The following is a 26,338-nucleotide window of genomic DNA, read 5'->3' as shown; positions in this document are numbered from 1 at the left end:
AACAAAATGACAAATGCTAAACGACATTTAAACATTTAAATTAGCCAAATAATGGATTATGTTTTTAATAACTAGTTTTCATTAGTTTTATTTTATTTTAATTAAGGAGGATCATCAAGTGGAGCAAACACCTAACATCTTGTTTATCACGACAGATCAACAGCACTGGAATACAATCAGAGCACTTGGGGCTGAAAAAATAAACACTCCCAATTTGGATAGGCTAGTTAAAGAAGGCGTTGCTTTTGAACGCGCTTACGTAACGAATCCCACTTGCTCTCCAAGCCGATCCTCAATTATTACAGGGAAATATCCTTCTCGACATGGCTGCTGGAATATCGGGGTTGCTTTGGATCAGTCTCACCCATCAATTGGTGAGATTCTTTCAGAGAACGGGTTTCACACAGGTTTGTTTGGGAAAGCCCACTTTCAGCCTGTATTAAAGGAAGGGAGTTTTGAAGGCAAACCTAATATCCATCACCGAGAATTTTGGAAGAAGTGGGATGGCCCCTATTATGGATTTGAAAAAGTGGCAATGGTTCATGGACATGCCGATGAAGATTCCTCTCATGGTATGCATTACGGGGTCTGGCTTGAGGAACAAGGAATTGATCCGTCACAGTATTTTGGTCCGAATGGAGGACATCGTGAGGGCTCTTGGGACTTACCAGAAAAGTTCCATTATACGCGATGGACCGCAGATAGAACGATGGAATTTATTGAATCAACAGTAGGAGAAGGAGACGGAAAACCGTTCTTCGCCTGGTGCAGTTTTCAAGATCCGCATAATGCTTTTCTTTGCCCAGAACCTTGGAATAGTATGTATAACCCTGAGGACTTGCCTCCATTTAATGAACTTGAAGGTGAGATGGAGGATAAGCCTAAGATTCACAACTATTTAATCGAGGATCGAATGGATGAACTTGATGTGAAAGCGATGGCGGATCCTGGGCATGATACAGGCGGGATTCAGTGCTTAGGTCATACAAACAAGAAAATAGGTTATGACAGGGCTCGAAAATGGCTTGCCTCCTATTATGCGATGATCAGTTTAATTGATCACCATATTGGGCGGATATTAGATAAGTTGGATCAGCTTCACCTCAGTGAGAACACGTTAGTTATTTTTACTTCCGACCATGGTGACTATGCGGGTAACCATGGCTTATGGTTAAAAGGTCCCATTCATTATGAGGATATTTTGCGCGTTCCATTTCTTGTCCGTTGGAAAAATCGGATACCATCTGGAATAAGAACCGATTCCTTGTTAAGTCTAGTAGACCTTGCTCCAACTTTATTGGATATTTGCGGAATTGAGCCCGTCACCGCTATGCAAGGAATCACTCAAAAAGAAACCTTCTTAAATCCTGGTAAAGCTTCAAGGGGTTGGTGTTTAGTCGAGAATCGGGCAGAACCCCATTTTTATGTAAAAACATTAGTGAAGGATCAATATAAGCTCAATTATTTCTTAAGTCGTCAAGAAGGGGAGCTTTATGATTTAAAGGAAGATCCTTACGAGTATGTGAACCTTTATAATAAGCCTGAATACGCTGAACTTCGAACAAAGATGTTCATGGAATTAATCGATATTTATGGGAATCTGGAAAACCCTTATCCAGTAAGAGAGAGCTTTGCATGAGGAAACGATCATCGTGTTTTTAACCCTAAAGTCAAAGCGCGCACAAAAAAAGTTTGAATGTTTAAATCGTTTGATAAATTCCAGCTTGACTTATCGGGAAAGTATTATTAAACTTCAAACAGAATCTCGTTACCAATCAGAATAAAAGTTAACCTACTGGTCTACCAATGGCTCCTTAAGTTTTTCGTTCAGTTAACGCAAAACTTAAGGAGTCTTTTCATTTTTTATGAGGGGAGAATGGTTATAAGAGTCTTGTTATTGAAAATTAGAAGAGTAGATGTAAAGAAGCGTTATTTAACCTAACAAATTGATAAGTAAAACCTAACATAATGACATTATTATTTGATTTAATCTTTAGTATATTTAGTGTAAACCTTTACAAAAGCGGAGTTTTACTTATAAGATGTCGTTCTTTCAGAGAATGAGGAGCAGAACAATTCGTTTAGTTTGAGTCAATTAACTTTTATAAAAGATTAAATAGGGAGGCAGTTAATTTGAATAAGACCATTTTTAAAGTTTTAAGTCCTGTTGTTCTATCTTCTGTCTTACTGGTGGGGTGTGGTTCCAGCGCAAGTACGGCTGTACAAGATCCTTCCAAAGAGGAAGCACCATCGAATTTTAATGCGAGCGGTTTTCCAATTGTTAAAAAGCCAATTACGATGACGATGTTTGCGGACCGTTCGGCAGCAGATGGACCCTATAAAGACATGTCTATGTTCCAGGAATATGCAAAAATGACAAATATTAATATTAAATTTAATGATGTGCCTGATGCCTCTTTTGCTGAAAAGAAAAGCTTAATCCTTGGTTCGAATAATCTTCCGGATATTTTATTTAAAGCCAATCTTACCCCTTTAGAAGCAGTAAAATACGGTTCTAGCGGTGAATTAATCCCATTAGAAGGGTTAATCAAAAAATATGCCCCTAGCCTTCAAGGCCTCTTCGATAAATATCCAGAAGTTAAACAGGCGCTAACAGCTCCAGATGGCCATATTTACGCTTTATCCGATATCGTCACCTTGCTTTCGGCGAGAACGAATAAGCTGTGGCTTAACAAAAATATGTTGGCAGGCGTCAACATGAGTGTCCCGACCACTACTGACGAACTCTATAATTATTTAAAAGCGATAAAGGTAAAATACCCGAATGATACACCACTTTCAACAGCCAGTGTCGGTGATCTTATCAATGCAATTGGAGGGGCATGGGGATTAACTCAACAAATGGGCTACAACATTAGTGTTAATAATGACAAAGTCTCGATCTGGACAACAAGTGATAAGTACAAAGAATTACTCATGTATTTACACAAACTCTACCAAGAAAATCTACTAGACCACCAAATCACCACTCAGACTTACGCGCAATATCTTGCTAAAATGCAGTCAGGTAAAGTAGCCTTGTTCACCAATCAGGCAACCGATGCTTTTCCACAAGATGCTTCTCAATATGAAGGCATTGCTCCATTCAAGGGACCAGAAGGCGATCAATCCTATACAGCCGGTCCCATTACCCGTTCGTATGGCGCGTTCGCCATTTCATCAACGAATAAAGATCCCGAAGCAGCTATTCGCTGGATCGATTATTTTTACGGAGATAAAGGCTCTATCTTTTTCCGATACGGTGTTGAAGGAAAGACCTTTAGCTATTCAAGTGACGGGACACCGGTTTATGCGGATAGTGTGTTAAAGTCTGATCTCGGAATTGGCTCGATGACTCCTTGGCCTGGCGGCGGTTCACCAGAGTTGATTAATGATAAAAACTCAACAGCTATCAATCCGCCGCAAGTTCAGCAAGCGGCTGATAAGATTCAACCTTATATTTCACAAAAAATCTATGCAGCACCACTCTTTGATCCAACTACAGCCAATGAAGTAAATGATCTCAAGACGGATATTGATACGTATGTTGGCGAGGCGACGGCCAAGTTTATCACGGGTCAACAAAGTTTCAGTGCATGGAACAGCTACGTGTCTCAGTTGAATAAGATGGGAATCGACAAACTGGCAAAGTACTATCAAGAGGCTTTTGACAAACAATATAAGTAATGAAACAGGAGATGGGGGAATTTAGACGAATTTCCCCAGTTCTCTTTTCTTAGATAGGGGTGAAAGAATGAGTCTTAAACCTGAGAGTACGAAGCGAATAAAAGAAAAGGTTCTTCCTGCAACCAAACCGAAGAAGAAGCTTTGGAAGAATATAGTCAGGCGATACGATCTCTATCTGATGCTCATTTTGCCGATGGCTTGGTATATTATCTTTTTATATGGACCTATGTACGGTTTGCAAATTGCTTTCAAAGATTTTATACCCATTAAGGGGTATTGGGGGAGCCCCTGGGTTGGTTTTGAGAATTTTCAACGGTTCTTTTCATCGTATTATTTTTGGAGATTGATACGAAATACGGTGACCATCAAGGTCTTTTCTATCCTATTTGGATTCCCCATTCCCATATTACTAGCCTTATTAGTAAATGAACTTAAAAATAATAAATATAAGAAAGTTTTACAAAACATTACCTATATTCCGCATTTTATTTCAGTCGTTGTCATTGTCGGGATGTTGAACCTGTTTTTAGATCCTAATACTGGAGTGGTAAACGTTATTCTCCATTCGTTTGGTATTAAAAGTATCCCATTTATGCAAGAGGCTGGTTGGTTTAAGCCTTTATTTATAGGCTCCAATATTTGGACGAATATGGGATGGCAATCGATCATTTATATTGCAGCATTAAGCGGTGTCAGCCCAGAATTGTATGAAGCTGCAAGAGTAGATGGTGCAAGCAAACTGCAAAGGATCTGGCATGTTTCCATACCAAGTATTATGCCTACCGTTATTATTTTATTAATTTTAGAAGTCGGTCATTTTATGGATATTGGATTTGAAAAAATCCTTTTAATGCAGAATCAATTAAATATGTCCTCTAGCGATGTCATTGCCACCTTTACTTATAGAACGGGTATTTTAGATGGTGAATATAGCTATACCACAGCTATTGGTCTATTTGATGCCATTATCAATTTTATATTGCTCATCGTGATTAACCAAATAGCCAGGAAAAAAACATCGACCAGTCTGTGGTAGAAAGAGAGGTCAAGCGATGAACGAGCAAGTCCATAAAGTGAATTCTGAGGATCGGATCTTTAATATCGTCTTAAATTGTATGGCTGCCATTCTGATTGCGATCGTTTTGTACCCTTTGATATTTGTCATTAGTGCGTCATTTAGTGATCCGAGTCATGTCGTAAATGGAGATATTTGGCTGTTACCTAAAGGGTTTACATGGGAAGCTTATGCGAAAGTTTTTCATGATGCTCAGATTTGGAACGGCTTTAAGAATACGCTCATTTATACGGTACTCGGGACATTTATTAATCTCTTTTTAACAACGCTAATTGCGTATCCTCTATCAAGACGAGATTTGCCTGGCAGAACTATTTTTACGTTTATCATTGCTTTTACGATGTTCTTCTCAGGTGGAATTATCCCAACCTATTTATTAGTTAAAAATTTAGGGATGTATAATTTGATTTGGTCAATGGTCATTCCGAATGCGATCGCGACTTACAATGTGATTGTCATGCGCTCCTTCTTTCAAACGAGCATCCCTTGGGAACTGCAGGAAGCGGCCCTTATTGATGGCTGCTCCAATTTTAAATTATTTATAAAAGTTATATTGCCTCTTTCTAAACCCATCCTCGCGGTCATGGTCTTGTTTTATGCGGTTGGGCACTGGAATGAATATTTTAACGGCCTGATCTATTTGCAGAATGAAAAGCTATATCCTCTTCAACTTGTTTTAAGAGAAATACTGATTCAAAATCAAGCGTCTGATACGGATATCACGGCCTCTATGGCAAAACAGACGCTATTAGCTGAAAGTATGAAATATGCGATTATTGTTGTGTCTAGCATACCCGTTATTATCCTGTATCCGTTTGTTCAGAAGCACTTTGTTAAAGGTGTCATGATTGGATCGATTAAAGGCTAATCCTTTCTAAGTTATTAAGGAGGACAATTAACATGACGAAATCTGCCAGTGTACAAATTAACGGCGACCAGATTGGTAAGGAGCGGATCCATCCCTTCATATTTGGACATTTTGTAGAAGATATTAGAGACCATATGGATGCAATGCTCGCTTACGGTCTTCAGGATATGGACTTTGAACATGAAGACCTCAAGATCAAAGGGGTTTCAGGGTCCTGGCTTCCTTTTACAAATGGAAGACATACCCAATTTGCGTTGGAACCTGCTGCACCAAAACATAGTGGACACTCGCAAAAAATAAGAATTTTTAGTGATGATGATGGTTATGGAGGGATCGCCCAAAAACTCTCTGTCAGGGGAAGTGTAACTTATCATTTTCAATTATTTGCAAGGGCTTCTATAGAAATTAATGAGGTTAAGTTAGAGATGATCGATAAACACACACAAGAAAAATTAATGCAGACAACGATTCCGATTGATAGCCATGATTGGAAAGAATATAAAGGGCAATTTAGCCTTGAAAGAGATTGCTGCGAGGCGGAATTAAGGATTTTTATAAGCTCTGAAGACAAAGGATGGAAGGATTCAGTCGCAACTGGGATGCTTTGGATTGACCACTTTTCAATGTTGCCAGAAGACAGTGTGGGCATTGTAAAAAAGCAAGTATTTGACATGTCGCAGGACCTAAATGCTGGTATTATGCGTTTGGGCGGTAATTATATCAGCGCCTATCATTGGGAGCATGGAGTAGGCTCTGTTTATGAAAGGCCTGTCATGCTAAATGAAGCATGGGATACATTGGCTTGTAAATATTTTGGAACCGATGAATTTTTAGCCTTTTGTGAAGAATTAGGTGTCGCGCCGCAAATTTGTGTGAATGATGGTTCAGGCTCGCCTGAAGAAGCCGCTCGTTGGGTCGAGTACTGCAATGGGGAAGAGACGACGCCAATGGGAGCTTTGCGAGCACAGAACGGTCACAAAAGTCCTTATGGTGTGAAGTATTGGGAAATTGGAAATGAGGTTTGGGGCAATTGGCAAGTTGGACATTGCACTGCTGAAGCATTCGCTAATCGCTGTGTCCGTTTTGCTAAAGCGATGAAAGCCGCTGATCCTAATATTGTTTTATTAGCTTGCGGTCATACCGATCCTGAATGGAATAAGACTGTTCTTCAAATGGCTGGTAACTATATCGATTACCTAACATTACATATTTATCAAGGCTATGGTCACTTTGGTTATATTAATAAGGAAGTATCGCAGGCTGACAAGTACCGAGCTATTGTTTCTTACCCAGAGGTCACTCATCGGTTTCTTAACGAAATTAGGGAAACCTTAAAAGATTATCCGCATGTGAAGCTTGCTGTTACCGAATATAACACCATGTATTATCCAAATAACATAAGAAAAGGGTTGCCGAATGAACATACGCTTGAAGCGGCTATCGCGAATGCCGGAAATCTTAATGAATTCATTCGCAACTGTGACCTTATTGAAATTGGCAATTTCTCAGATCTTGTCAATGGCTGGCTTGGTGGTTGTATTCGTGTAGGGGATCATTATGCCGATCAATTTAGAGGCAAAGAACCGGGATGGAGTGGGAAGCCGGATGTGGTCTATGGCACACCCACTTATCACGTGCTTAAACTGTATGCCAATCGCGATATCGCTTATCTCGTAGAAACCCAAGTCGAATGCGATTCATTTTGTTTTTCAAACCAACACAATCGGGTGCAAACGGATAAATTACCAGAATTAGATGTTGTTTCCTGTATCAATGAAAGCAGGGATGTCATGACGGTTTTTATCGTTAATCGCAGTTTGGAAGATGTCACTGTTGATCTCTATCCCAATGCCTTTCATTTCAATGGGAGAATGAAGGTCGGCGAAATAACAGGTCCAGATATCAATTGCATAAATGATGTGTTTAACCCTGAGGCGATCACCTGTCATTATGAAACCTTTGAAATCGATGGTGCTCCTATCAATTATTTGTTAAAAGCTCACTCCATTTATACCTTTGAATTAATGGGTTAATTCTAATATGGAAAGCGAGAAGGAAGGGACCCTTGTGTCTCTTCTTTTTAGTTTACCTTATTGTTCAAAAAAATTTTCATCCTGTATTGAAATGGCAGACGCATGCGGGAAATGGGGGTGGTGTTTTCGATCAATAAATGAATTACCATAAATTGATGCGTGTTGTCTAGAGCTATTTGACGAATAAATAAAGCAAATGGGAAGGGGGTTCTGCAGGCTAACTCCTTTTAATTTTTCCTTTAATATCAATGGTTCCCGGCTATCTAGGACAAGACGCAAGGGTTATTATTTGCAAAGAATCAGATGCAAACCTAGAATAGGATATGGTGTTGTGTCCAGGATGCCTAAAAAATATCCGCTTACTCTGACCGCTTCAGCCTTAGGCCTTATGGGTTTTGTGTCTAAAGAGAGTCCGGTTCATTTCGTGATTCTCAAGGTGTATGGGTGCCTCTAAAAATTTTACGATATGAGTGTCATTTAACATAATTTACCCCATAATCAAAGTTTTTATAGGGACCCCTTTTATTTCAAGGTAACGGAAGTAATTGCCTTGAATGATAAAGGATTTTGGAGATAATCCTTTTACTGATATAACGAAAAATAATAAGAGAGAGACATTTTTCGTAATAAATATGAATCAAGGAGAGCTAAACAATGGAATCGATGACCTTTGTTTTATTTGGGGCAACCGGTGATTTGGCAAAGAGAAAAATTTTTCCTGCTCTTTACAATCTCTATATAGATCAAAAACTTCCGGAAGTCATATCCATCATTGGATTAGGAAGAGGCAATCAGACACATGAGGACTTTCAAGAAAAGGTGAAGGACTCTTTATTAACCTTTTCTCGCCGTAAAGGACAAGACGGAAGAGACATGGATCGTTTTCTGAATGCATTCCGTTATTTGCCTTTAGATGCAAGAAACCCAGAAGATTTTGCTAACCTTTTGGATATCGTTAAAAAGCGGGAAGAGGAATTACAGATTGAAGAAAATCGACTCTTCTATTTGTCGGTGGCTCCAGATTTCTTTGATGTGATTGCGTTAAACATTAAAGAAAGCGGGTTAGGTGATACAAAAGGCTGGAAACGTCTTGTCATTGAGAAACCTTTTGGCCACGACCTTCAATCAGCGCGTGAGTTAAATGAAAAACTAAGTCACGCCTTTGATGAAGAAGAAATTTATCGAATTGACCATTACCTTGGTAAACCAATGGTACAAAATCTTGAAGCGATTGAATTTGCTAACCCTATTCTTCAAACGGTTTGGAATCATGATTTTATCTCCAATGTTCAAATCACGGCCAGTGAAACCGTTGGTGTTGAAGAAAGAGCGGGTTATTACGATCACGTCGGTGCGATTAAGGATATGATTCAGAATCATATGCTCCAGATGCTGATGATGACGGCCATGCATGTCCCTCAAAAAATTAATGCCCGTGAGATCCGAAACGAAAAGCGGAAGGTTATGGAAGCTCTTCGTCCTGTTAAGAAAGAAGAAGCTAAGAAGCATATCGTCCGAGGTCAATATGAATCCGGTGAAATCAACGGACAGAGCTTGCCTGGATACCTAGACGAGCCAGGTGTCGCTCCGCAATCGCAGACCGATACTTTTGTAGCAGCTCGTCTATGGATTGATAATGAATTCTGGGCGGGGGTTCCATTCTATATTCGCACTGGGAAAAGAATGAAGGAAAAATCCACGCGTATCGTTATTGAATTCAAAAATACGTTAGAACTGGACTACAAAAAGGACCAACACAACATAGAGCCTAATTTGTTTATCATTGAAATCAGCCCAGATGAAAACGTATCTCTACAACTAAACAGTAAGAATCCAGCGAAAAACGGTGAGATTGAACCGGTTAGGATTAATTTATCTTGTGATAATAAAGATCTTAATGTTCCTGAAGCTTATGAAATTCTTATTAATGATGCGATGGTGGGCGATTCCACGTTCTTTGCTCATTGGAAAGAAGTCGAATTGTCTTGGGAATGGGTTCAACCTATTTTGGATGCCTTTGATGAGAATCTTTTACCGCTTCATGGTTATCCATCCGGTTCTTATGGTCCAGAAGCAGCGGATCAACTGTTAGAAGAAAATGGTTTTAAATGGTGGCTGGATAAGCGCAAAGAGGTAAGCGAAGAAAAAGTACTTCAGTATTAACAAATATTTGGAGGATTAATGATGACACAAAATATCGATAACTTAGCGGTTACAACCATTCGTACTTTATCTATTGATCAAGTTAATGAGGCGAACTCAGGGCATCCGGGGCTGCCCATGGGAGCAGCTCCAATGGCTTATGCGGTTTGGGCAAAGCAAATGAAACACAATCCAGAAAATCCAAAATGGTTCAACCGTGACCGTTTTGTTTTATCAGCAGGTCATGGCTCAAGTCTTCTTTACAGCCTTCTTCATTTGACCGGTTACGGAGTTTCAATTGAGGATCTTAAGAAATTTCGAAAGCTCGATAGCTTAACACCTGGACATCCAGAGTTTGGTCATACCCCTGGTGTTGAAGCAACGACGGGTCCATTAGGGCAAGGAATTGCGAATGCAGTGGGAATGGCGATGGCCGAGGCACACTTAGCAGCACAATTCAACAAAGAAGATCATTCCATTATTGATCACTATACCTATGCTTTAGTAGGGGATGGGGATTTAATGGAAGGAATCTCCTATGAGGCAATGTCAATGGCTGGGCATATGAAGCTTGGCAAGTTGGTTGTCTTATATGATTCCAATGATATCTCGCTTGATGGTGAGTTAAATGTTTCCTTCTCAGAGGATGTTAAGAAACGCGTTGAATCCGCTCATTGGCACTATTTGAGAGTAGAGGATGGCAATGACGTTGAAGCTATTTCAAAAGCGATTGAAGAGGCCAAACAGAATACGGAACAGCCTACGTTAATTGAAGTTCGTACCATTATCGGCTACGGAAGTCCAAAGGTACAAGGAACCAATAAGGCTCATGGTGCTCCACTTGGAGTTGACGAAGGGAAAGTCACCAAAAAAGCTTATAACTGGCTTTATGAAGAGGATTTTTATGTCCCTGATGAAGTGAAAGAGCATTTTGCACAGTTAAAAGCAAAAGGTAAGGATATCGAACAAAATTGGAACCAGTTATTTGCTTCTTATAAAAAAGCTTATCCTGAGCTTGCAGAACAACTAACTCATGCTATTGATGGAAACGTCACATTTGATGCCAAAGATATTTTGACATTTGAATCAGGTAAAGACGTTTCAACACGTGTAGCAAGTGGGAAAGCCATCAATCATTATGTAAAACAAGTTCCATCTATTTTTGGAGGAAGTGCAGATTTGTCTCATTCCACAATGACAGAAATAGAAGGGGAACAAATTTTTGCCGTTCAAGATTATGCGGCTCGTAATGTTTACTTTGGGGTTCGTGAGCATGCTATGGGAGCAGCCGGAAACGGGATGGCCTATCATGGCGGAATCAAACCATTTGTGAGCACCTTCTTTGTCTTTAATGATTATCTGCGTCCATCGATCCGTTTGGCTTCCTTATCCAAGCTTCCGGTGACTTATGTCTTCACTCATGATTCTATTGCCGTTGGTGAGGATGGACCGACACATGAACCTGTCGAGCATCTAGCCGCTCTTCGTGCCATCCCTGGGCTGACTGTTATTAGACCTACAGATGCCAATGAAACGGCAAGTGCATGGGCTTATGCGCTTGAGCAAAAAGAAGGTCCGGTTGTCTTAGTTTTAAGCCGTCAAAATTTACCGGTCTATGATGAGACGAAAGCTAATTTGGATAATGTCTCAAAAGGGGCTTATGTGCTTACTGAAACGAATGCCAACCCAGAGATCATTCTTATGGCAACCGGTTCTGAGGTCTCCTTAGCTGTGAAGGCAAAAGCTGAGTTAGAAAAGGAAAACAAATCGGTCCGCGTTGTGGCAATGCCAAGCTGGGAGTTGTTCAACAAGCAATCTGAAGCTTACAAAGAGTCTGTTCTACCAACATCGATTAAGAAACGTCTTGCCATTGAGATGGGGGTTTCATTAGGTTGGGAGAAATATGTTGGCTCAGAAGGCAAGATCTTATCGATTGAAACTTTCGGCGCTTCAGGAAATGGATCCAAAGTGCTTGAGAAATTTGGTTTTACTCCTGAAAATGTTGTTTCCATTGCTAAAAGTTTATAAAAAAATTTCGAACTACTGGAGGAAGAAATCATGAAACTAGGATTAATCGGTTTAGGAAAAATGGGTTTAAATTTAGGGCAAAATCTAATGGAGCATCAGCATGAAGTTGTTGCTTTTGACGTAAATCCTGGCGCAGTTGAAGAAATTACGAAAATGGGTGCCAAAGGTGTATCAAGTCTTAAAGAACTTGCTCAATCGTTAGAAAAACCAAGAGTTTTATGGGTAATGGTTCCGCATTCTGTTGTGGACGTGGTCATTAGTGAAGTTCGCCCATTCTTAGAAGAAGGGGATATCGTCATTGATGCAGGGAACTCCCACTATAAAGAATCCTTACGTCGCTATGATGACTTGAAGAAAGACGGAATTAGCTTTATGGATTGTGGTACTTCTGGCGGTATGGAAGGTGCTCGCTATGGAGCATGCTATATGATCGGTGGAGATCCTGAATCATGGGAAATTGTTGAGCCAATGTTCCGCGATACGGCTGTTGAAAACGGCTATCTTTATGCAGGTAAAGCCGGAAGCGGACACTACCTAAAAATGGTTCATAACGGAATCGAGTACGGGATGATGGCAGCTATTGGCGAAGGCTTTGAAGTCCTCGAGAAAAGTCAATTTGATTACGACTATGAAAAAGTAGCAAGAGTATGGAATAACGGTTCCGTTATCCGTTCTTGGTTAATGGAATTAACTGAGAATGCTTTCTCTAAAGATCCAAAATTGGATGAGCTTAGAGGGATCATGCACTCTTCTGGTGAAGGCAAATGGACAGTTGAAGAAGCGCTTGATCTTCAAGCCGCAACACCTGTTATTGCAATGTCATTATTAATGAGATATCGTTCTTTAGAAAATGATACCTTTACAGGAAAAGTCGTTGCCGCATTAAGAAATGAGTTTGGCGGCCATGCGGTTGAAAAAGCAAAAGAATTAGTATAATTCATGGTTAATTCAAAAGTTAGAACTGGAGGGAATATAAATGAAATTTTTTATTGATACAGCTAACTTAGATGACATAAAAAAAGCCTATAAAATTGGTGTTTTGTCTGGGGTAACTACTAACCCATCACTCGTTGCCAAAGAAGGCGTCAAATTCGAAACACGTATTGAAGAAATTTTAAAAGCAGTGGAAGATGTTGAATCCGTATCTGCTGAGGTAACTCCAAATGCTGTAACAGCTGAACAAATGATTGCTGAAGCTGACGAGCTTATTAAAATAAATGGCGGCGATTCACGCATTACCATCAAGCTTCCAATGACATTAGCCGGACTTGAAGCTTGCCGTTATCTGACAAAAAAAGGTGTTAAAACCAACGTTACCCTTATTTTCTCAGTCAACCAAGCGCTCTTAGCTGCACGTGCAGGTGCTACCTACGTTTCCCCATTCTTGGGTCGTTTAGATGACATCAATGAAGACGGAATCGAACTTGTTAGCAAAATCTCTGAAATGTTCATCATTCAAAATATCGATACTCAAATCATCGCAGCATCTGTTCGTCATCCAGACCACGTAACTCGTGCTGCTTTGGCAGGGGCTCATATTGCAACAATTCCTTTTAAAGTTATTGAACAGCTCTCCAAGCATCCATTAACTGAACAAGGTATTGAAAAATTTGCTGCTGATTGGAAATTCTAATTTAAATATGGGGTGTTAGAGCTTCTAAAGCTCTAGCACCTTGTACATCTTTGATAAAAAAAGGAGTATGAACATGACAATTAGTTTTGATTATTCAAATGCGTTATCTTTTATGAATCAAAGTGAAGTAGATAACTTAAGTGAATTCGTTAAAGTGGCACACACCATGCTTCATGAAAAGAAAAGCCCAGGTTCTGATTTCTTAGGTTGGGTTGATTTACCAACTGATTATGATAAAGAAGAATTTTCAAGAATCAAAAAAGCGGCTGAACGCATCCGCAGTCATTCCAAAGCGTTGATCGTTATTGGAATTGGCGGTTCTTATCTTGGAGCAAGAGCGGCTATCGAAGCCCTTTCTCATAGCTTCCATAACCAAATGGATGGTGAAACTGAGATTTATTTTGCTGGGCAAAATATCAGTGCGACTTATATGACTCATCTATTAGAGGTTATTAAAGACAAAGATATCTCAGTTAATGTCATCTCCAAATCCGGAACGACTACCGAGCCTGCCATTGCCTTCCGAATCTTTAGAGAATACATGGAGAAAAAGTATGGTAAAGAAGAAGCTAAAAACCGTATTTTTGCCACGACTGACCGTGCAAAAGGTGCTTTAAAAACATTGGCTGACGAAGAAGGCTACGAGACTTTTGTTATACCTGACGATGTAGGTGGACGCTATTCTGTATTAACAGCAGTGGGTCTATTACCAATTGCTGTTGCAGGTCTTGATATTGACAAGATGATGGAAGGGGCAGCCGCTGCCGCTAAGAAATACAACAATCCAGATCTTGCCACTAACCAAAGCTACCAATATGCTGCGGTTCGTAATGCCCTTTATCGTAAAGGCAAGTCCATCGAGCTTCTTGTCAACTATGAGCCACATTTGCATTATGTTTCTGAGTGGTGGAAGCAGTTATTTGGTGAGAGCGAAGGAAAAGACCAAAAAAGCTTATTCCCAGCGTCTGTTGATTTTACAACGGATCTTCACTCAATGGGTCAATATGTACAAGAAGGCCGTCGTGATTTAATTGAAACAGCAGTAACGGTCAAGAAGCCTAATTACGATATCACTATAAAAGAAGAAGCTTCTGACTTAGACGGATTGAATTATTTAGCTGGAAAGACAATGGATTTTGTTAATAAAAACGCCTTTACTGGAACTGTTTTAGCTCACGTTGATGGTAACGTTCCAAACCTGCATGTTGAACTCGATGAATTAAATGAATTCACATTTGGTGAAATGGTTTACTTCTTCGAAAAAGCCTGTGGCGTCAGCGGATTATTAATGGGCGTAAACCCATTCGACCAGCCAGGCGTAGAAGCTTACAAAAAGAACATGTTTGCATTACTTGGCAAACCAGGCTTTGAAGCGCAAAAAGCGGAATTGCAAAAGCGCTTATCAAAATAAGTGAAACGAAGCGCTAACTAAAAGGTGAGGTCATTCAAATGAATTTATTGGATGCCAAAGTCATTCAAACAGAGTTAGAAAAGGAAATTTTTATTGATCTACCTGAAAATCTTGAACTTAAACGATTTCAATACCATGGTGAGAATCGGCCGCATTTTGAAATATTAGTTGGTGTCATAATGGGGCGTGTTCGAAACTGGCAATTTTATGGTAAAGAAAAAGTGTATTTCGGTTTGCGCGCTACGGATGACTTGCAGGCTTTGTCGATTTTCGATCCGGGAAATGAAAGCATCTTTGCCGCACGATACGGAAAAGAGGAAGACACTGTCATTGAGTTTATTGATTATATATTGATGGAGTCTCCAGCATTTAAACATTTGCTGGAAAACGTAATCAGTAAAGCGGAAGCACCTAATAAAGTCAAGATGTTGCTTGAAAAACTGTTGAACCTGCAGCCTGGAGATATTCAGTTTAAGCATAAAGAAACTGAAATAGTGACTCAAGTCTAAAAATAAAAGGAAGAGACATCCCGTCTCTTCCTTTTATTAGTATGAAGAGACGTTATTTACTTATTCCGCCCAGGGTTGACGACTTGTCCGGATCGCTTCTTGAGTACGAATCGCTTTTTCTATCATAAGACCTAAATACTGGTCTTGCGAAGCTTCAGCCAAACTGTAAAAACTTGTTCCTTGAGCCATGTATTCAGACATTTTTACCAGGCATTCGGCAATCGCCAATTCATCATCATATAACCGTGCTGGAAAAAAAGGATTTCGGTATATCCAATGGTTTCCGGATAGGATCCCCTCAAGATAATAGCCTTCTTGATTTTCCTCTTCACCTTTATTGATTCGTTTAAGATCACTGTAAATGGGTGTTGTGTAATCCGCCAAATAGGTTAAGCGGTTATCGAAGATCTCTCCACGATCTCCTCGAACGGACAGATGATTAGAACGAATCCATGACCGATGCTGATCCTTTGTAAAATCATAAATGCCGAGTTTATCGCCAAAATCTAACCAGGCGAGATCGCGTTCTGCGTTTATTAATTTTTCTTCTTTTGGAGGGCCGCTGCGATCAGGACCACTCGTGATAGGCGCTGAAAAATGCATTCCTTTAATGGTCGCCTCCTCAAAGCCGATCCCGAGCATTCTTCTTAGGAGACTCACCCCATGGTAAAAATGGGAAATGGAGACGGTCGCCTGTGTGACGTTTCCCAATCTGCCAGACTTGATTAAGGAAAGTCGAGCTTGCTGGACAGGGTGCAAATGATATTGTTCAGCGACTTGGATTTTAGCTCCCTTGCAAGTCAACTTCTCATGCAGGTCAATTAATGCTTCTAGATTAGGAGCAGGAGGGGTTTCGGATAGGGCGGGGATCCCAAGTTCACCTAGTCGGAGGAGGAAACTTGGAATCATTGAACCGCTTACAGAAACAACGATAAAATTGGGATTCTCTTTTTCTAAAAGCTGTTCGAGCGTTCGATAAGTTGAGACGTTCCAGGTTTTCTCGAGTTCTTGGCCTTTATCTTCATTTCTGACAACCATCCCGCAGATTTGAAAAAGTTTCGGAAGTGCTTGTGCAATTCTTAAATAATATTGGGCACGAAAACTAGACCCGCCAATAATGCTAAACGCAATCATTCAAGTTTCCTCCAAGAAGTTAAAAGTCAGATGGACTCTATTAAAAAATGCCGTTTATTATGAATCAGGCCGTTCATTCGAAAAACTTTCAATGCTTAGTTGACCTCTATTTTAACAGATTTCATTCAGAATGGAAGCGTTTTTATTTATTTAAATACTGTTTGGGCGAAGAACCTGATATCTTTTTGAAAGCTTTATAGAAGGTGGAATAGTCGCTGAACCCGACAGCGTGAGCCACATCAAGTGCTTTCTGACCGGATGTCAGGAGCTCCATTGCCTTTACAATTCTTTTGTAAGTGATGTATTCGACGACCGTAAATCCTGTGCTTAATTTGAAGAGGTGACAAATATAATATTTGTTAACGAAAAATTGCCGTTCAAGCGAATCAAGTGTAATTTTTTCATAAAGGTTTTTATTTAGATGGTCGATAATCGCATCCATTTTTTTATCATAGTGAGGATGATCGGAAAGGAGATGATTTGATTTAGATAGGCTGTTATTGATTTTAATCAGCATCTGTATGAAGTAAGTTTTGACTAGGATCTCCCGCTCTGGGGTCGCTTCAAGTGAAGCTTTTTCAATTTGCTTCCACAACTGGCTAATGCCTGCCTCAATCACCTCTTTTGCCGGAATTCGATTAAAATAACCCCGTTCTCTTTTTTCTAAATTGGCTAGCAGGTTATAGTCACTCGTTTGGTAAGCGGTAATGTATTCGGGCTTAAATTGAAGAAAGCTTCGTTCATAGATCGCCTTAGAATGAAAGATGATTCGGTGCAACTCCCGTGAATTGGTAAGGATTAAATCATTTGGTTTTAGATGGTAAGCTTGTCCTTCAATGTAATAGGTGAGGTCACCCGAAATAAAGTAAAACAGTTCATAACGATCATGGATGTGAGTGTCAATATTAACCGGTGAATCCGTGACCCAATGCTCTAAGAAAAAATGCTGATCGGTATAGCTGCAAATTTGCTTATCCAATATTCTCACCTCTTGAGTGATACGCGGGGACGGTTCTCCCGTTTCTGAAACGGGAGAACCGTCCCCTTGTTTCAATGATATAACAAAAAGCAATATTTGCAATATTTAAAGCAATAATTCCCATGATTCTTGCTCAGTATTGGTTTACGATAGAGTTATTAGATTTAATTGAGAATAAGTTATTAAAAGGAGAGAGCGGTGTTGAGTCAATTTGTGTTATCTGCTTTTGCGGATGAGGTGGCAACTGAATTAACCACCCAGATGGATATTTTAGATGAGCATGATATAAAATTTATTGAAATGAGAGGGGTAAATGGAAAACCGCTTGTTCATTATGATTTAGATGAAGTAAAGGCTATTAAGAAAGCGATGGATGAAAGGGGCTTCAAGCTCTCAGCTATCGGATCCCCTATCGGTAAAATTAAAATTACGGATGATTTTGAACCGCATTTGGCACTTTTTAAGCACACACTTGAAATAGCAAAGATCATGGAATGCCGTTATATCCGGATGTTCAGTTTCTTTATGCCAGAAGGTGAGGATCCTTCTAACTATAGAGATGAGGTCTTACATAGATGGAGTCAATTTGTTGAGGCTGAAAAAGGAAGCGGTGTCATTTTGCTTCACGAGAATGAAAAAGGGATTTATGGAGATACCCCGGAAAGATGCTTGGATCTCATTAAAAGCTTACATTCTGACCATGTAAAAGCTATATTTGACTTTGCAAATTTTGTCCAATGCGATGTCAAAAATTATCCCGATGGCTATGAGCTTCTTAAGGATTATATCGAGTATATCCATGTTAAAGATGCAAGGTACAGTGATCATCAGGTTGTGCCGGCAGGTCATGGAGACGGTGATGTCAAAGAGATCCTTAAAGATCTATATCGTCATGGTTTCGAAGGCTTTTTATCGCTTGAACCGCATCTATGGAACTTTAAAGGGTACTCCGATCTTGAACCCAACTCACCTGGCTTTCATTTACCAGAAGGAGAAGCCAAGAATTTTGCGGTGGCGGTACAGGCCATTAAAAATCTGATCAGAGAAATCACAAATCGCTAGGAGGACATACTGTGGAAAAAGTACGAATAGGCATCATAGGGATTGGAAATATGGGAACCGGCCATGCAAAAAGTCTAATAGAAGGAGCTGTGCCAAACGGGCAGTTGACAGCAGTCTGCGATATCCGTTCAGACCGCTTAGAATGGGCGAAGGAAAATTTGGAGCATGTAAAGGTATTTGATAATGTCGACGCATTCTTTAAATCGAAGGCCTTCGATGCAGTCTTGATTGCAACCCCGCACTACGATCATCCGCGTTTGGCTATTCAATCATTAGAAAACGGCTACCATACGTTGATTGAGAAACCAGCAGGGGTTTATACGAAAGCGGTTAGGGAAATGAACGTCGTCGCCGAAAAGACGGATAAAGTATTTGCCATTATGTACAACCAGCGGACGAATCCTGTTTATCGGAAGTTAAAAGATCTCATCGACTCTGGTGAGCTTGGTGAACTCAAAAAAACCATTTGGATCATAACAAACTGGTATCGCTCTCAAAGCTATTATGATGCAGGAGGATGGAGAGCCACTTGGGCAGGTGAAGGAGGGGGTGTTCTCCTTAATCAGGATCCACATCAACTTGATTTATGGCAATGGATATGCGGGATGCCGAAACGAGTACGTGCCTTTATGTCGTTTGGAAAATATCATGATATTGAAGTTGAGGATGATGTCACGGCTTATGTCGAATATGAGAATGGAGCAACAGGGCTATTTGTGACGACGACAGGTGAAGCGCCTGGAACGAATCGTTTAGAAGTCACAGGTGACCGCGGAAAGATTGTTATTGAAGATGACCAATTAACATTTTGGAGACTTCGTGAGTCCGAAAGAACATTTAATCAAAATTTCAAAGGCGGCTTTGGAAGCCCTGAGTGCTGGAAATGTGAAATTCCTATACAGGGAGATAACTCACAGCACATCGGGATTTTACAGAACTTTGTTAATTCTATCTTGAATGGTGTAGCGTTAATTGCGCCTGGAGAAGAGGGAATTAATGGGCTTACCATTTCGAACGCGATGCATTTATCAGCCTGGACGGATGAGTGGGTGGATCTCCCCTTTGATGAGAATCTCTATTATGAAAAGCTGCAGGAGAAAATTAAGAACTCAACCTTTAAAAAGAAAATTACAGATATCACGCTCGATACGTCAGGGACTTATTAAAAAGGGCAAAGCTTGAGCGGGGCGTCCCTTTAATCGAAAACATAAACGAAACCATATAGAAAAGATATTCAAATATTCTGAAATTAATTAGATTAGCGATACGTTAAACGGTATCGCTTTTTTGTGTTGATATAAAATTCTCGCTTTTTGAGTTACCACTTTAAATATACAACACCCTGGTTTGGTGTATGGGAGCCTTCATCACACACAATGGGACCCGCTCGCGCCTTAATTTGGTGTATTGGAGCCTCCATCACACAAAAAGGGGTACCGCCGCGCCACGATTTGGTGTATGGGAGCCCGCAACGTACAGGACGGATTGCTATTACTATTGTTGTTGCTTTTGAATACGCTTTTTATGTTTTTCTAATAAGTCCAATTAATAAAGAAGGAAATGGCTTATCTTTTAGGGAATAATTGAATATATAATTAGGAAGGAGGATAAGCTGAACCAAATTGACTTATTTGTAAATGTTCTAGAGTCGACATTCGATAAGGAAAGCTGGTATGCGCCGCTCGGGATATGCAGTCCATGGATTGGCGGCAGAAGAAGCGAATTGGAAACCATCAGATAAGCAACAAAATCGATTTAGGAGAACCTAAATCATTTCATATATTATAAAAAGACGATTGCTATCGAAAATGGAAGGAAGGCCATGGGCGAACCCGCTTGATGGTGAAGAGACTTATCTTTATAATCAAGCTGTGAATGATGATGCAGCTTGGATAAAGGTGACTGAATGTGCCGAAAAGTTTTTCAGCAGTTGAAAGGTTTGCTTCTTAATATTAAAGTAGAAGAACTTGATGAGGCCAGGTCAATACATTAGAATGTTTGGACAGCCTGCTGCATGACGCCTATCATACAGACCAAGGTATTCAAATTAGAAAGCTTCAGGGGTCTTGGGCTTCCCAACGCTAAAAATGGTGTAAAGAAATAGTCTGCCTGTCCTGATTAATGAAGAATAGAAAATGGTGAATTATATATAAAGCTTGGAGGGATTTGTTTGCGTTCACGTCCTTTATCTAGTGAATATCCAGCCTATTATGAGAGATATGTTAGTCTTGTTCCAGATGGAGATATTGAAGATTGGCTAAACAGGCAGGGAAGCGAGACACATGCCTTCTTAAGCCGTCTCACTGAGGAAGACGCAGAAAGAGCGTATGCTCCCGGTAAATGGACGTTGAAAGAAGTCATCGGGCATTTATCAGACACTGAACGTGTAATGGCCTATCGAATGCTTGCTATGGCTAGGGGTGAGCTTGTGTCCTTACAGGGAATGGACCAAGAGTTGTACGTTTCGTCTGCTCACTTCAATCAATTAACTTTGGCACAGCTCTTAAAAGATTTAGGGATCATGCGTTCAGCTACCATAAGTCTGTTATCGACCATTGACGATGACGCGTGGGTTCGTACGGGAACCGTGTGGGACAGCCCGGTGACGACGCGTGCTATTGCCTATATTATTGCCGGCCACGAACTGCATCATTTAAAAGTTATTCGTGATAACTATCTATAAAACCAGAAGATCGAATTAATCAATGGTGATCGTACGAAAAAACATGAAAAGTGCATTGCCCATAGACTCTAGATACCCATCATTTACAGTTTCTTAGCCTATAGGAACTCTTAGATTGTCAATTCGACTATAAAAACTGTTATAGTTAAAGAAGAACAACAACATTAAAGTAAAGGTTTTAGGGAGTGGATCATTCTGAAGCGTTTACTCTTTCTTCTAGGGACGGTTGTCTTCATTAACTTAGTTTGGTTTTTGATTATTTTCCTTTTGCCTGTGACAATTGGTAAGGGATTCCTTCTTTTGGCGTTAGTTAGCTTTTTAGGACTTATTCTTTATCACATTATTAAATATATAAGAACAAAAGGGAAAAGGCATCTTGCTGCTATTACTTATTCCCTCGTTCTTTCATTAACTTTTACTGGAATTGTTATGACAAATGCTTCTCTTCCATCATTTAGCCAACAAGTTCACAAAAAGGATCTGACACATACTTTTGCGGGAAGAATGAAGCTGTTATATGAACTATTGGACCATGTGTCCCCGCCGAAGGCAGCAACTACTTATTTTCAACCTATTAAAAAAGGAAAGACCACTTTTTATTTTCAATTTAGCCCCAATCAAGACATTCTAAATGCCTATAATCAAGGTATAGAAGTCGAACAGAAAGACAATCAGGAATTCTTTAATAATGTGTCAACAGGCTCTCTAACTGTGGTTTTCTATCCGAATCATTCACTTATAAAAAAAGATAGTGGTTATTTTGTAGACTCGTACGGTTATTTTATCCCTAAAGAAAACCGTCTTACAATAGAACTTTCGGATACCAATAAAACAAGTTCAAATTATGACAATCAGAATACGATAAAAATGAGTGCTCACGAATATAATCATTATCTTTTATATCAATTTAGTCGAGAGCATCACATTAAGCTGTCAGATATTCCTGTTTGGTTAGTTGAAGGCCTGGCAAGTTATACAGCAGACCGAAGTGTTGGGACCCCATTAACAGAGGAAAGACTTGAAGGCAGTAAACTGGTTCCATTCGAAAAGCTAACCAATCCGTTAAATTGGAAAAGCTATACCTCTAATGGTCATTACAGTCCTTATAACCAAAGTGCCATTTTTGTCAGTTATATGATGAATAAAAATGGGAGCGATACGATAAATAAGCTCCTCTTGAAGCTTCAAAACAAAAGCTTTAATCAAGCCTTTAAGGACACGACTGGACTAGACTTCTCGTCTTATGAGAAACAATATTTTAAAGACATTCATCAATCTCTGACGCTTTGGAAACAGGTTCACGATCTTTATCAAAAAAAGAATTCTTACCAAGCCATAAGCTCGCTCAATAAGATTCACACACTTTGCCCGCAGAACAGTCTGCCATTATTAATGGCTGCTCAACTGTATATGAATGAAGGGGAGTATTCGAAAGCGACGTTTCTTGCCCAAAAGGCGGATACATTAAACCCGAGGGATGTTGAACAAAATGAGTTTCTTTCAAGATTGTATATGTACTCCAATCCTTCTAAAGCCTTAAATGAAATACACAAGATCCAATTAGGGCGTCCCTATCATAGAGCGCTCACCCGACAAATCGAACTATTAAATAGCCAGATTAATCGCGGGAGAGCGGATACCGGTTTCTATCTTTATCTTAGATGGGATAAAGCAACCCATCTGACTAATAAGATTGATTTAATCAATTACGTTTTATCTCATTATCCCATTACTGATGAAAGAATCGTTCAACTAAAAAGACAGTATGAACAACAACTAAATCTGTGAAAGTAAAAAAGCGCCTTATTTAAATGGTTTCAGAAATCCCAAACCATTAAAGAGGCGCTTTTGTTTTAAATGTTTTCGTGCTTTAAGGCATCGATAATGTTTTCCTTTTTAATTTTTTGAATAGAGTAAAGCATGGCGGCAGTTACGATCGTAAAAATTGCCGCAATGACAATGATCAGGCTTACCCAGGGTAGTGTAAAGCTATATTGAAAGTTGTTTCGAAGGGCCAGATAGATTAGAACCATGAAGACGCCGCTGATGGGTAGGCCGAAAGCTAAGGCGTTCAGGCCGTAAAAGAGACTTTCATAGGTCATCATTTTATTAAAGCCATTTGGCGTCATACCCATTGACTTCAACATAGCGAATTCTCGTTTTCGAAGGGCAATGCTGGTTGAAATGGTGTTGAAGATATTCGCGATGGAAATTAACGAAATCAACGTAATAAATCCGTAAGCGAATAGGTTCATGAAAAGCAACATTTGTTGACTGTGTTGGTGGTCAACATAGTCATTAAACACATACATAGTTGGACTTTTGACTTTATCAATGGCTGTTTGTGTGGCGATCGGGTCAGAGCTTTTCAAATATAAATTGGATTGAACTTGTTCTTTTAAAGTGTTGGATTTTTGCACGAGTTTTCGAAAATCCTTCATTGAAACAATGATATGGAATTCATCGGCATCCACTTGATAATTCCCCAATGGAACTTGATCGGTTAAAGCCCCGATTTGTAGTTGGTCAATAGGCTTCTTGTGAGCGGAGTTTGTATCCATCGAATATAAGTTTAACTTAGTGCCAAGCTTTGCATGTAGGGTGGTTAATTCAATATATTTGTGCGATTGATCGTCTTGATAACTGCCTTTATTAATGACAATTGCCGGATGATCGGTTGGATCAACACCAACGCGGGTTGCGTATGCTGTATAGCTTGGCTCATCTAATCCCTGTAAGATGACATAATAAGGAAACTTCCCGTCCTTATTTTTTTCATTCCCCTTCCTTTGGTTGCTGGCCATGGATGGATCGATCCAGGTCATCAGTGTAAGTTCTTTATTAAGTGTGGATTGGGTGACATGGGTGAGATGGGCAAGCGGTTCAAGTTCACTGCTGTTGGCACTTGTTTGGCTGATTTGAATATCGTAATTCATTTTGCTTTGAGACATCACAAGCGACTGTTTTATATTTCCAGTAAAAAAGGAGACGGACAGAAATAGGACAATACTGATGACGAGTGAGAAGACGGTCGCTCGGTATCTCCGTTTGGTCCGCTTTAAATTTTTCAGGCCAATATCGGCCTCAATCCCAAATAGCTTTCTCACAAGCTTTGATGTTTTGACTTTTCTTCTGGAGAGCCTTATATCTTCGCTTTGTCTTATGGCATCAATAGCGGAGACTTTTGATGCTTTGATCGCTGGCAGATACGTCGAGATGAAAATGGTCACAATGGATACGAGACAGGCTATGATAAGTGAGAGAGGGGTGACAATAACCCTCAGTTTTTCTGTTCCACCTAGGACACCATTAAGGAATTTATTAATAAATAGAAAAGTAGCCGCCATCCCGCCAATACCTGCAAGGAGTCCTACTGGAATACTGACCAGACCAATAACAGCTCCTTCAAAGAAGACGGAATTTCGTTTCTGTTTCTTGGTAGCTCCAACGCTCGAGAGCATGCCTAAATGTCTTGCCCGTTCGGAAACGCTAATGGCAAAAGCATTATAGATAAGGGCAACGGACCCAATGATAATGACACACATAATGATGGCTACTAAAGAGTATAAGGTTCTCATTAAGGAATCATTATTGGTCACTCCGTAAAGTCTTAGAAGGCTAGCATTAAAGGAGACGTGTTTAATCTGATGATTGTTTGCAAGTTGTTTGGCGTGCAGATAAAGCGAATGGTTGACCTTTTTTAAGACAACAAGAGCGTCGGCTCTATTGGAATTAGATAATTGAGAAGGACTCATATAGCTGATCGCGAGATACGAAGGCGAAATCGTCGAAGCCCATGTCGGTTGCTCAAATGTCCCGACGATTGTATAGGTATGGGATGATTGAACATCCAAAGTTTCAGTGATTTTACCTTTTGCATTGACTTGGAGAGGGTCATTTTCTGATAACTTTTCATGGTTTCCTTTAATCTGTCTGTCGCCAACCCCTAATGTCAAACGATCTCCAATTTTATAGGGGTGTGTTGAATGGTGTGCTAGGTCATCGGTTATGAGAATTTCCTGTGAGTTTCTCGGAAGATGCCCGCTTGTTAAATGGATGGGGAAGCTCTTAAGACCGAGGCTATTGAACGATTTAATAAAGAGATAAGGCTTATTTGGATCAATGGACTCATTTAACTTGGCATACCCTGTATCTTGTGCAAGACTGAGCCGTTTGGTCCAACTGTCGTTCTCAATCGTTTTAAACTGATCTTGGTTCACATTTGGATAATCAACATGCCATTCTCCATTATTGGCTATTTCTTGCCTTATTAAGAGATCGGAAAAAGAGAAACTAAGGGTCGCCACAGCGGTGACCATAGCGACTGAGATGATGACGCCTATAATCGTCACAAGTGTTCTTCTTTTATTTCTTTGTAACTGCCTAAGTGTAAGGGTGTTAACAATGTTCATGGACGAATCACCTCGTCAGTCGCAATATGCCCGTCTTCAATCGAGATGACACGGTCGGCTTGTAAGGCAATTCGCTCATCATGGGTAATGACAATAAGCGTTTGATGGAACGTTTTGTTAAACAGTTTGAGCAGTTCTATTATCTCTTGGCTGTTTTTACTGTCTAAGTTTCCAGTCGGTTCATCTGCCAGCATAATACTGGGATTGCTTATAAGTGCGCGCCCGATGGAAACGCGTTGCTGCTGACCACCTGAAAGCTGATTCGGTAAATGGCCGAGCCGGTCTTCAAGCCCTAAAATTTTGACCGTTTGGTTAAAGTGTTTGGGATCCACCTTATGGCCATCCAGCAATAGGGGAAGGGCCATGTTTTCTTCAACGGTTAAAATAGGGATGAGATTATAAAATTGATAAATTAGCCCAATTTGACGTCGCCTGAAAATAGCCAGCTTTGTTTCACTAAGCGAATAGATATCCGTTTGATCAATCCAAACCTTGCCATTGGTGGGTCGGTCGACACCTCCTAATAAATGCAGCAAGGTGGATTTACCTGATCCTGATGGACCGATAATAGCGACAAATTCGCCTTTTCTCACAGAAAAAGAGACCTTGTCAAGTGCGGTGACAGTTGTTTCCCCTTTACCGTAGACTTTAGACAGATTGTCAATCTTCAAAATAGCCATTT

General features: G+C 40.0%; 20 protein-coding genes. 16 read left to right on the top strand and 4 right to left on the bottom strand.

Going from position 1 to position 26,338, the window contains the following annotated elements; all coding sequences use genetic code 11:
• Positions 1–118: 118 nt before the first annotated feature.
• The 11 genes from PU629_RS12315 to PU629_RS12265 all read left to right on the top strand — a co-directional run bounded on the left by PU629_RS12315 (position 119) and on the right by PU629_RS12265 (position 15,386).
• On the top strand, positions 119–1,639 hold the full coding sequence (locus tag PU629_RS12315; protein ID WP_275280367.1) for a sulfatase family protein: 1,521 nt from the start codon (positions 119–121) through the stop codon (positions 1,637–1,639).
• 494 nt (positions 1,640–2,133) lie between these two features.
• Complete coding sequence (locus PU629_RS12310) at positions 2,134–3,687, top strand: extracellular solute-binding protein (RefSeq protein ID WP_275280366.1); 1,554 nt, start codon at positions 2,134–2,136, stop codon at positions 3,685–3,687.
• A 67-nt stretch (positions 3,688–3,754) separates the two neighbouring features.
• Positions 3,755–4,723 (top strand): ABC transporter permease, encoded by a 969-nt coding sequence (locus PU629_RS12305; RefSeq protein WP_275280365.1) that lies wholly within the window; start codon positions 3,755–3,757, stop codon positions 4,721–4,723.
• A 16-nt stretch (positions 4,724–4,739) separates the two neighbouring features.
• Positions 4,740–5,630, top strand: a complete 891-nt coding sequence (locus tag PU629_RS12300; protein WP_275280364.1) for a carbohydrate ABC transporter permease — start codon at positions 4,740–4,742, stop codon at positions 5,628–5,630.
• Positions 5,631–5,662: 32 nt separating this feature from the next.
• Positions 5,663–7,663 carry an alpha-L-arabinofuranosidase C-terminal domain-containing protein gene (locus PU629_RS12295; protein ID WP_275280363.1) on the top strand — a complete coding sequence of 667 codons (2,001 nt, stop codon included), beginning with the start codon at positions 5,663–5,665 and terminating at the stop codon, positions 7,661–7,663.
• Between the two features lie 654 nt (positions 7,664–8,317).
• Positions 8,318–9,826, top strand: a complete 1,509-nt coding sequence (zwf, locus tag PU629_RS12290; protein WP_275280362.1) for a glucose-6-phosphate dehydrogenase — start codon at positions 8,318–8,320, stop codon at positions 9,824–9,826.
• A 21-nt stretch (positions 9,827–9,847) separates the two neighbouring features.
• Positions 9,848–11,833 carry a transketolase gene (gene tkt / locus PU629_RS12285; RefSeq protein WP_275280361.1) on the top strand — a complete coding sequence of 662 codons (1,986 nt, stop codon included), beginning with the start codon at positions 9,848–9,850 and terminating at the stop codon, positions 11,831–11,833.
• A gap of 30 nt (positions 11,834–11,863) precedes the next feature.
• Positions 11,864–12,769, top strand: coding sequence for a phosphogluconate dehydrogenase (NAD(+)-dependent, decarboxylating) (gene gnd / locus PU629_RS12280; protein WP_275280360.1), 906 nt, complete (start codon positions 11,864–11,866; stop codon positions 12,767–12,769).
• Positions 12,770–12,809: 40 nt separating this feature from the next.
• On the top strand, positions 12,810–13,466 hold the full coding sequence (gene fsa / locus PU629_RS12275) for a fructose-6-phosphate aldolase (protein WP_275280359.1): 657 nt from the start codon (positions 12,810–12,812) through the stop codon (positions 13,464–13,466).
• 73 nt (positions 13,467–13,539) lie between these two features.
• On the top strand, positions 13,540–14,877 hold the full coding sequence (locus tag PU629_RS12270) for a glucose-6-phosphate isomerase (RefSeq protein ID WP_275280358.1): 1,338 nt from the start codon (positions 13,540–13,542) through the stop codon (positions 14,875–14,877).
• A gap of 38 nt (positions 14,878–14,915) precedes the next feature.
• A complete protein-coding gene (locus tag PU629_RS12265) occupies positions 14,916–15,386 on the top strand; it encodes a hypothetical protein (protein ID WP_275280357.1) in 471 nt (156 codons plus the stop codon).
• A gap of 60 nt (positions 15,387–15,446) precedes the next feature.
• On the opposite strand, the gene PU629_RS12260 is transcribed toward PU629_RS12265, so the two are convergent.
• Together PU629_RS12260 and PU629_RS12255 are read right to left on the bottom strand one after the other, a co-directional pair.
• On the bottom strand, positions 15,447–16,520 hold the full coding sequence (locus tag PU629_RS12260) for a Gfo/Idh/MocA family protein (protein WP_275280356.1): 1,074 nt from the start codon (positions 16,518–16,520) through the stop codon (positions 15,447–15,449).
• A gap of 142 nt (positions 16,521–16,662) precedes the next feature.
• A complete protein-coding gene (locus PU629_RS12255) occupies positions 16,663–17,499 on the bottom strand; it encodes an AraC family transcriptional regulator (protein ID WP_275280355.1) in 837 nt (278 codons plus the stop codon).
• Between the two features lie 201 nt (positions 17,500–17,700).
• On the opposite strand from PU629_RS12255, the gene PU629_RS12250 reads away from it, so the two are divergent.
• The 5 genes from PU629_RS12250 to PU629_RS12230 all read left to right on the top strand — a co-directional run bounded on the left by PU629_RS12250 (position 17,701) and on the right by PU629_RS12230 (position 23,032).
• Entirely contained in the window at positions 17,701–18,561 is an 861-nt protein-coding gene (locus PU629_RS12250) for a sugar phosphate isomerase/epimerase family protein (protein ID WP_275280354.1), read from the top strand.
• Positions 18,562–18,572: 11 nt separating this feature from the next.
• Positions 18,573–19,727, top strand: coding sequence for a Gfo/Idh/MocA family protein (locus PU629_RS12245; RefSeq protein ID WP_275280353.1), 1,155 nt, complete (start codon positions 18,573–18,575; stop codon positions 19,725–19,727).
• A gap of 210 nt (positions 19,728–19,937) precedes the next feature.
• A complete protein-coding gene (locus PU629_RS12240; RefSeq protein WP_275280352.1) occupies positions 19,938–20,144 on the top strand; it encodes a hypothetical protein in 207 nt (68 codons plus the stop codon).
• Positions 20,145–20,731: 587 nt separating this feature from the next.
• Positions 20,732–21,244 (top strand): DinB family protein, encoded by a 513-nt coding sequence (locus PU629_RS12235; RefSeq protein ID WP_275280351.1) that lies wholly within the window; start codon positions 20,732–20,734, stop codon positions 21,242–21,244.
• Positions 21,245–21,544: 300 nt separating this feature from the next.
• Positions 21,545–23,032: a hypothetical protein gene (locus PU629_RS12230; RefSeq protein ID WP_275280350.1), complete on the top strand. Its 1,488-nt coding sequence runs from the start codon at positions 21,545–21,547 to the stop codon at positions 23,030–23,032.
• A gap of 65 nt (positions 23,033–23,097) precedes the next feature.
• On the opposite strand, the gene PU629_RS12225 is transcribed toward PU629_RS12230, so the two are convergent.
• Both PU629_RS12225 and PU629_RS12220 read right to left on the bottom strand, forming a co-directional pair.
• Positions 23,098–25,656 carry an ABC transporter permease gene (locus PU629_RS12225; protein ID WP_275280349.1) on the bottom strand — a complete coding sequence of 853 codons (2,559 nt, stop codon included), beginning with the start codon at positions 25,654–25,656 and terminating at the stop codon, positions 23,098–23,100.
• A complete protein-coding gene (locus tag PU629_RS12220; RefSeq protein ID WP_275280348.1) occupies positions 25,653–26,336 on the bottom strand; it encodes an ABC transporter ATP-binding protein in 684 nt (227 codons plus the stop codon). Before PU629_RS12220 ends, PU629_RS12225 begins: the two co-directional genes overlap by 4 nt.
• Between the last annotated feature and the right edge of the window lie 2 nt (positions 26,337–26,338).

It is taken from the genome of Pullulanibacillus sp. KACC 23026, assembly GCF_029094525.1.
Classification (GTDB): Bacteria; Bacillota; Bacilli; order Bacillales; family Sporolactobacillaceae; genus KACC-23026.
This window is presented reverse-complemented; position numbering and strand designations above follow the sequence as displayed.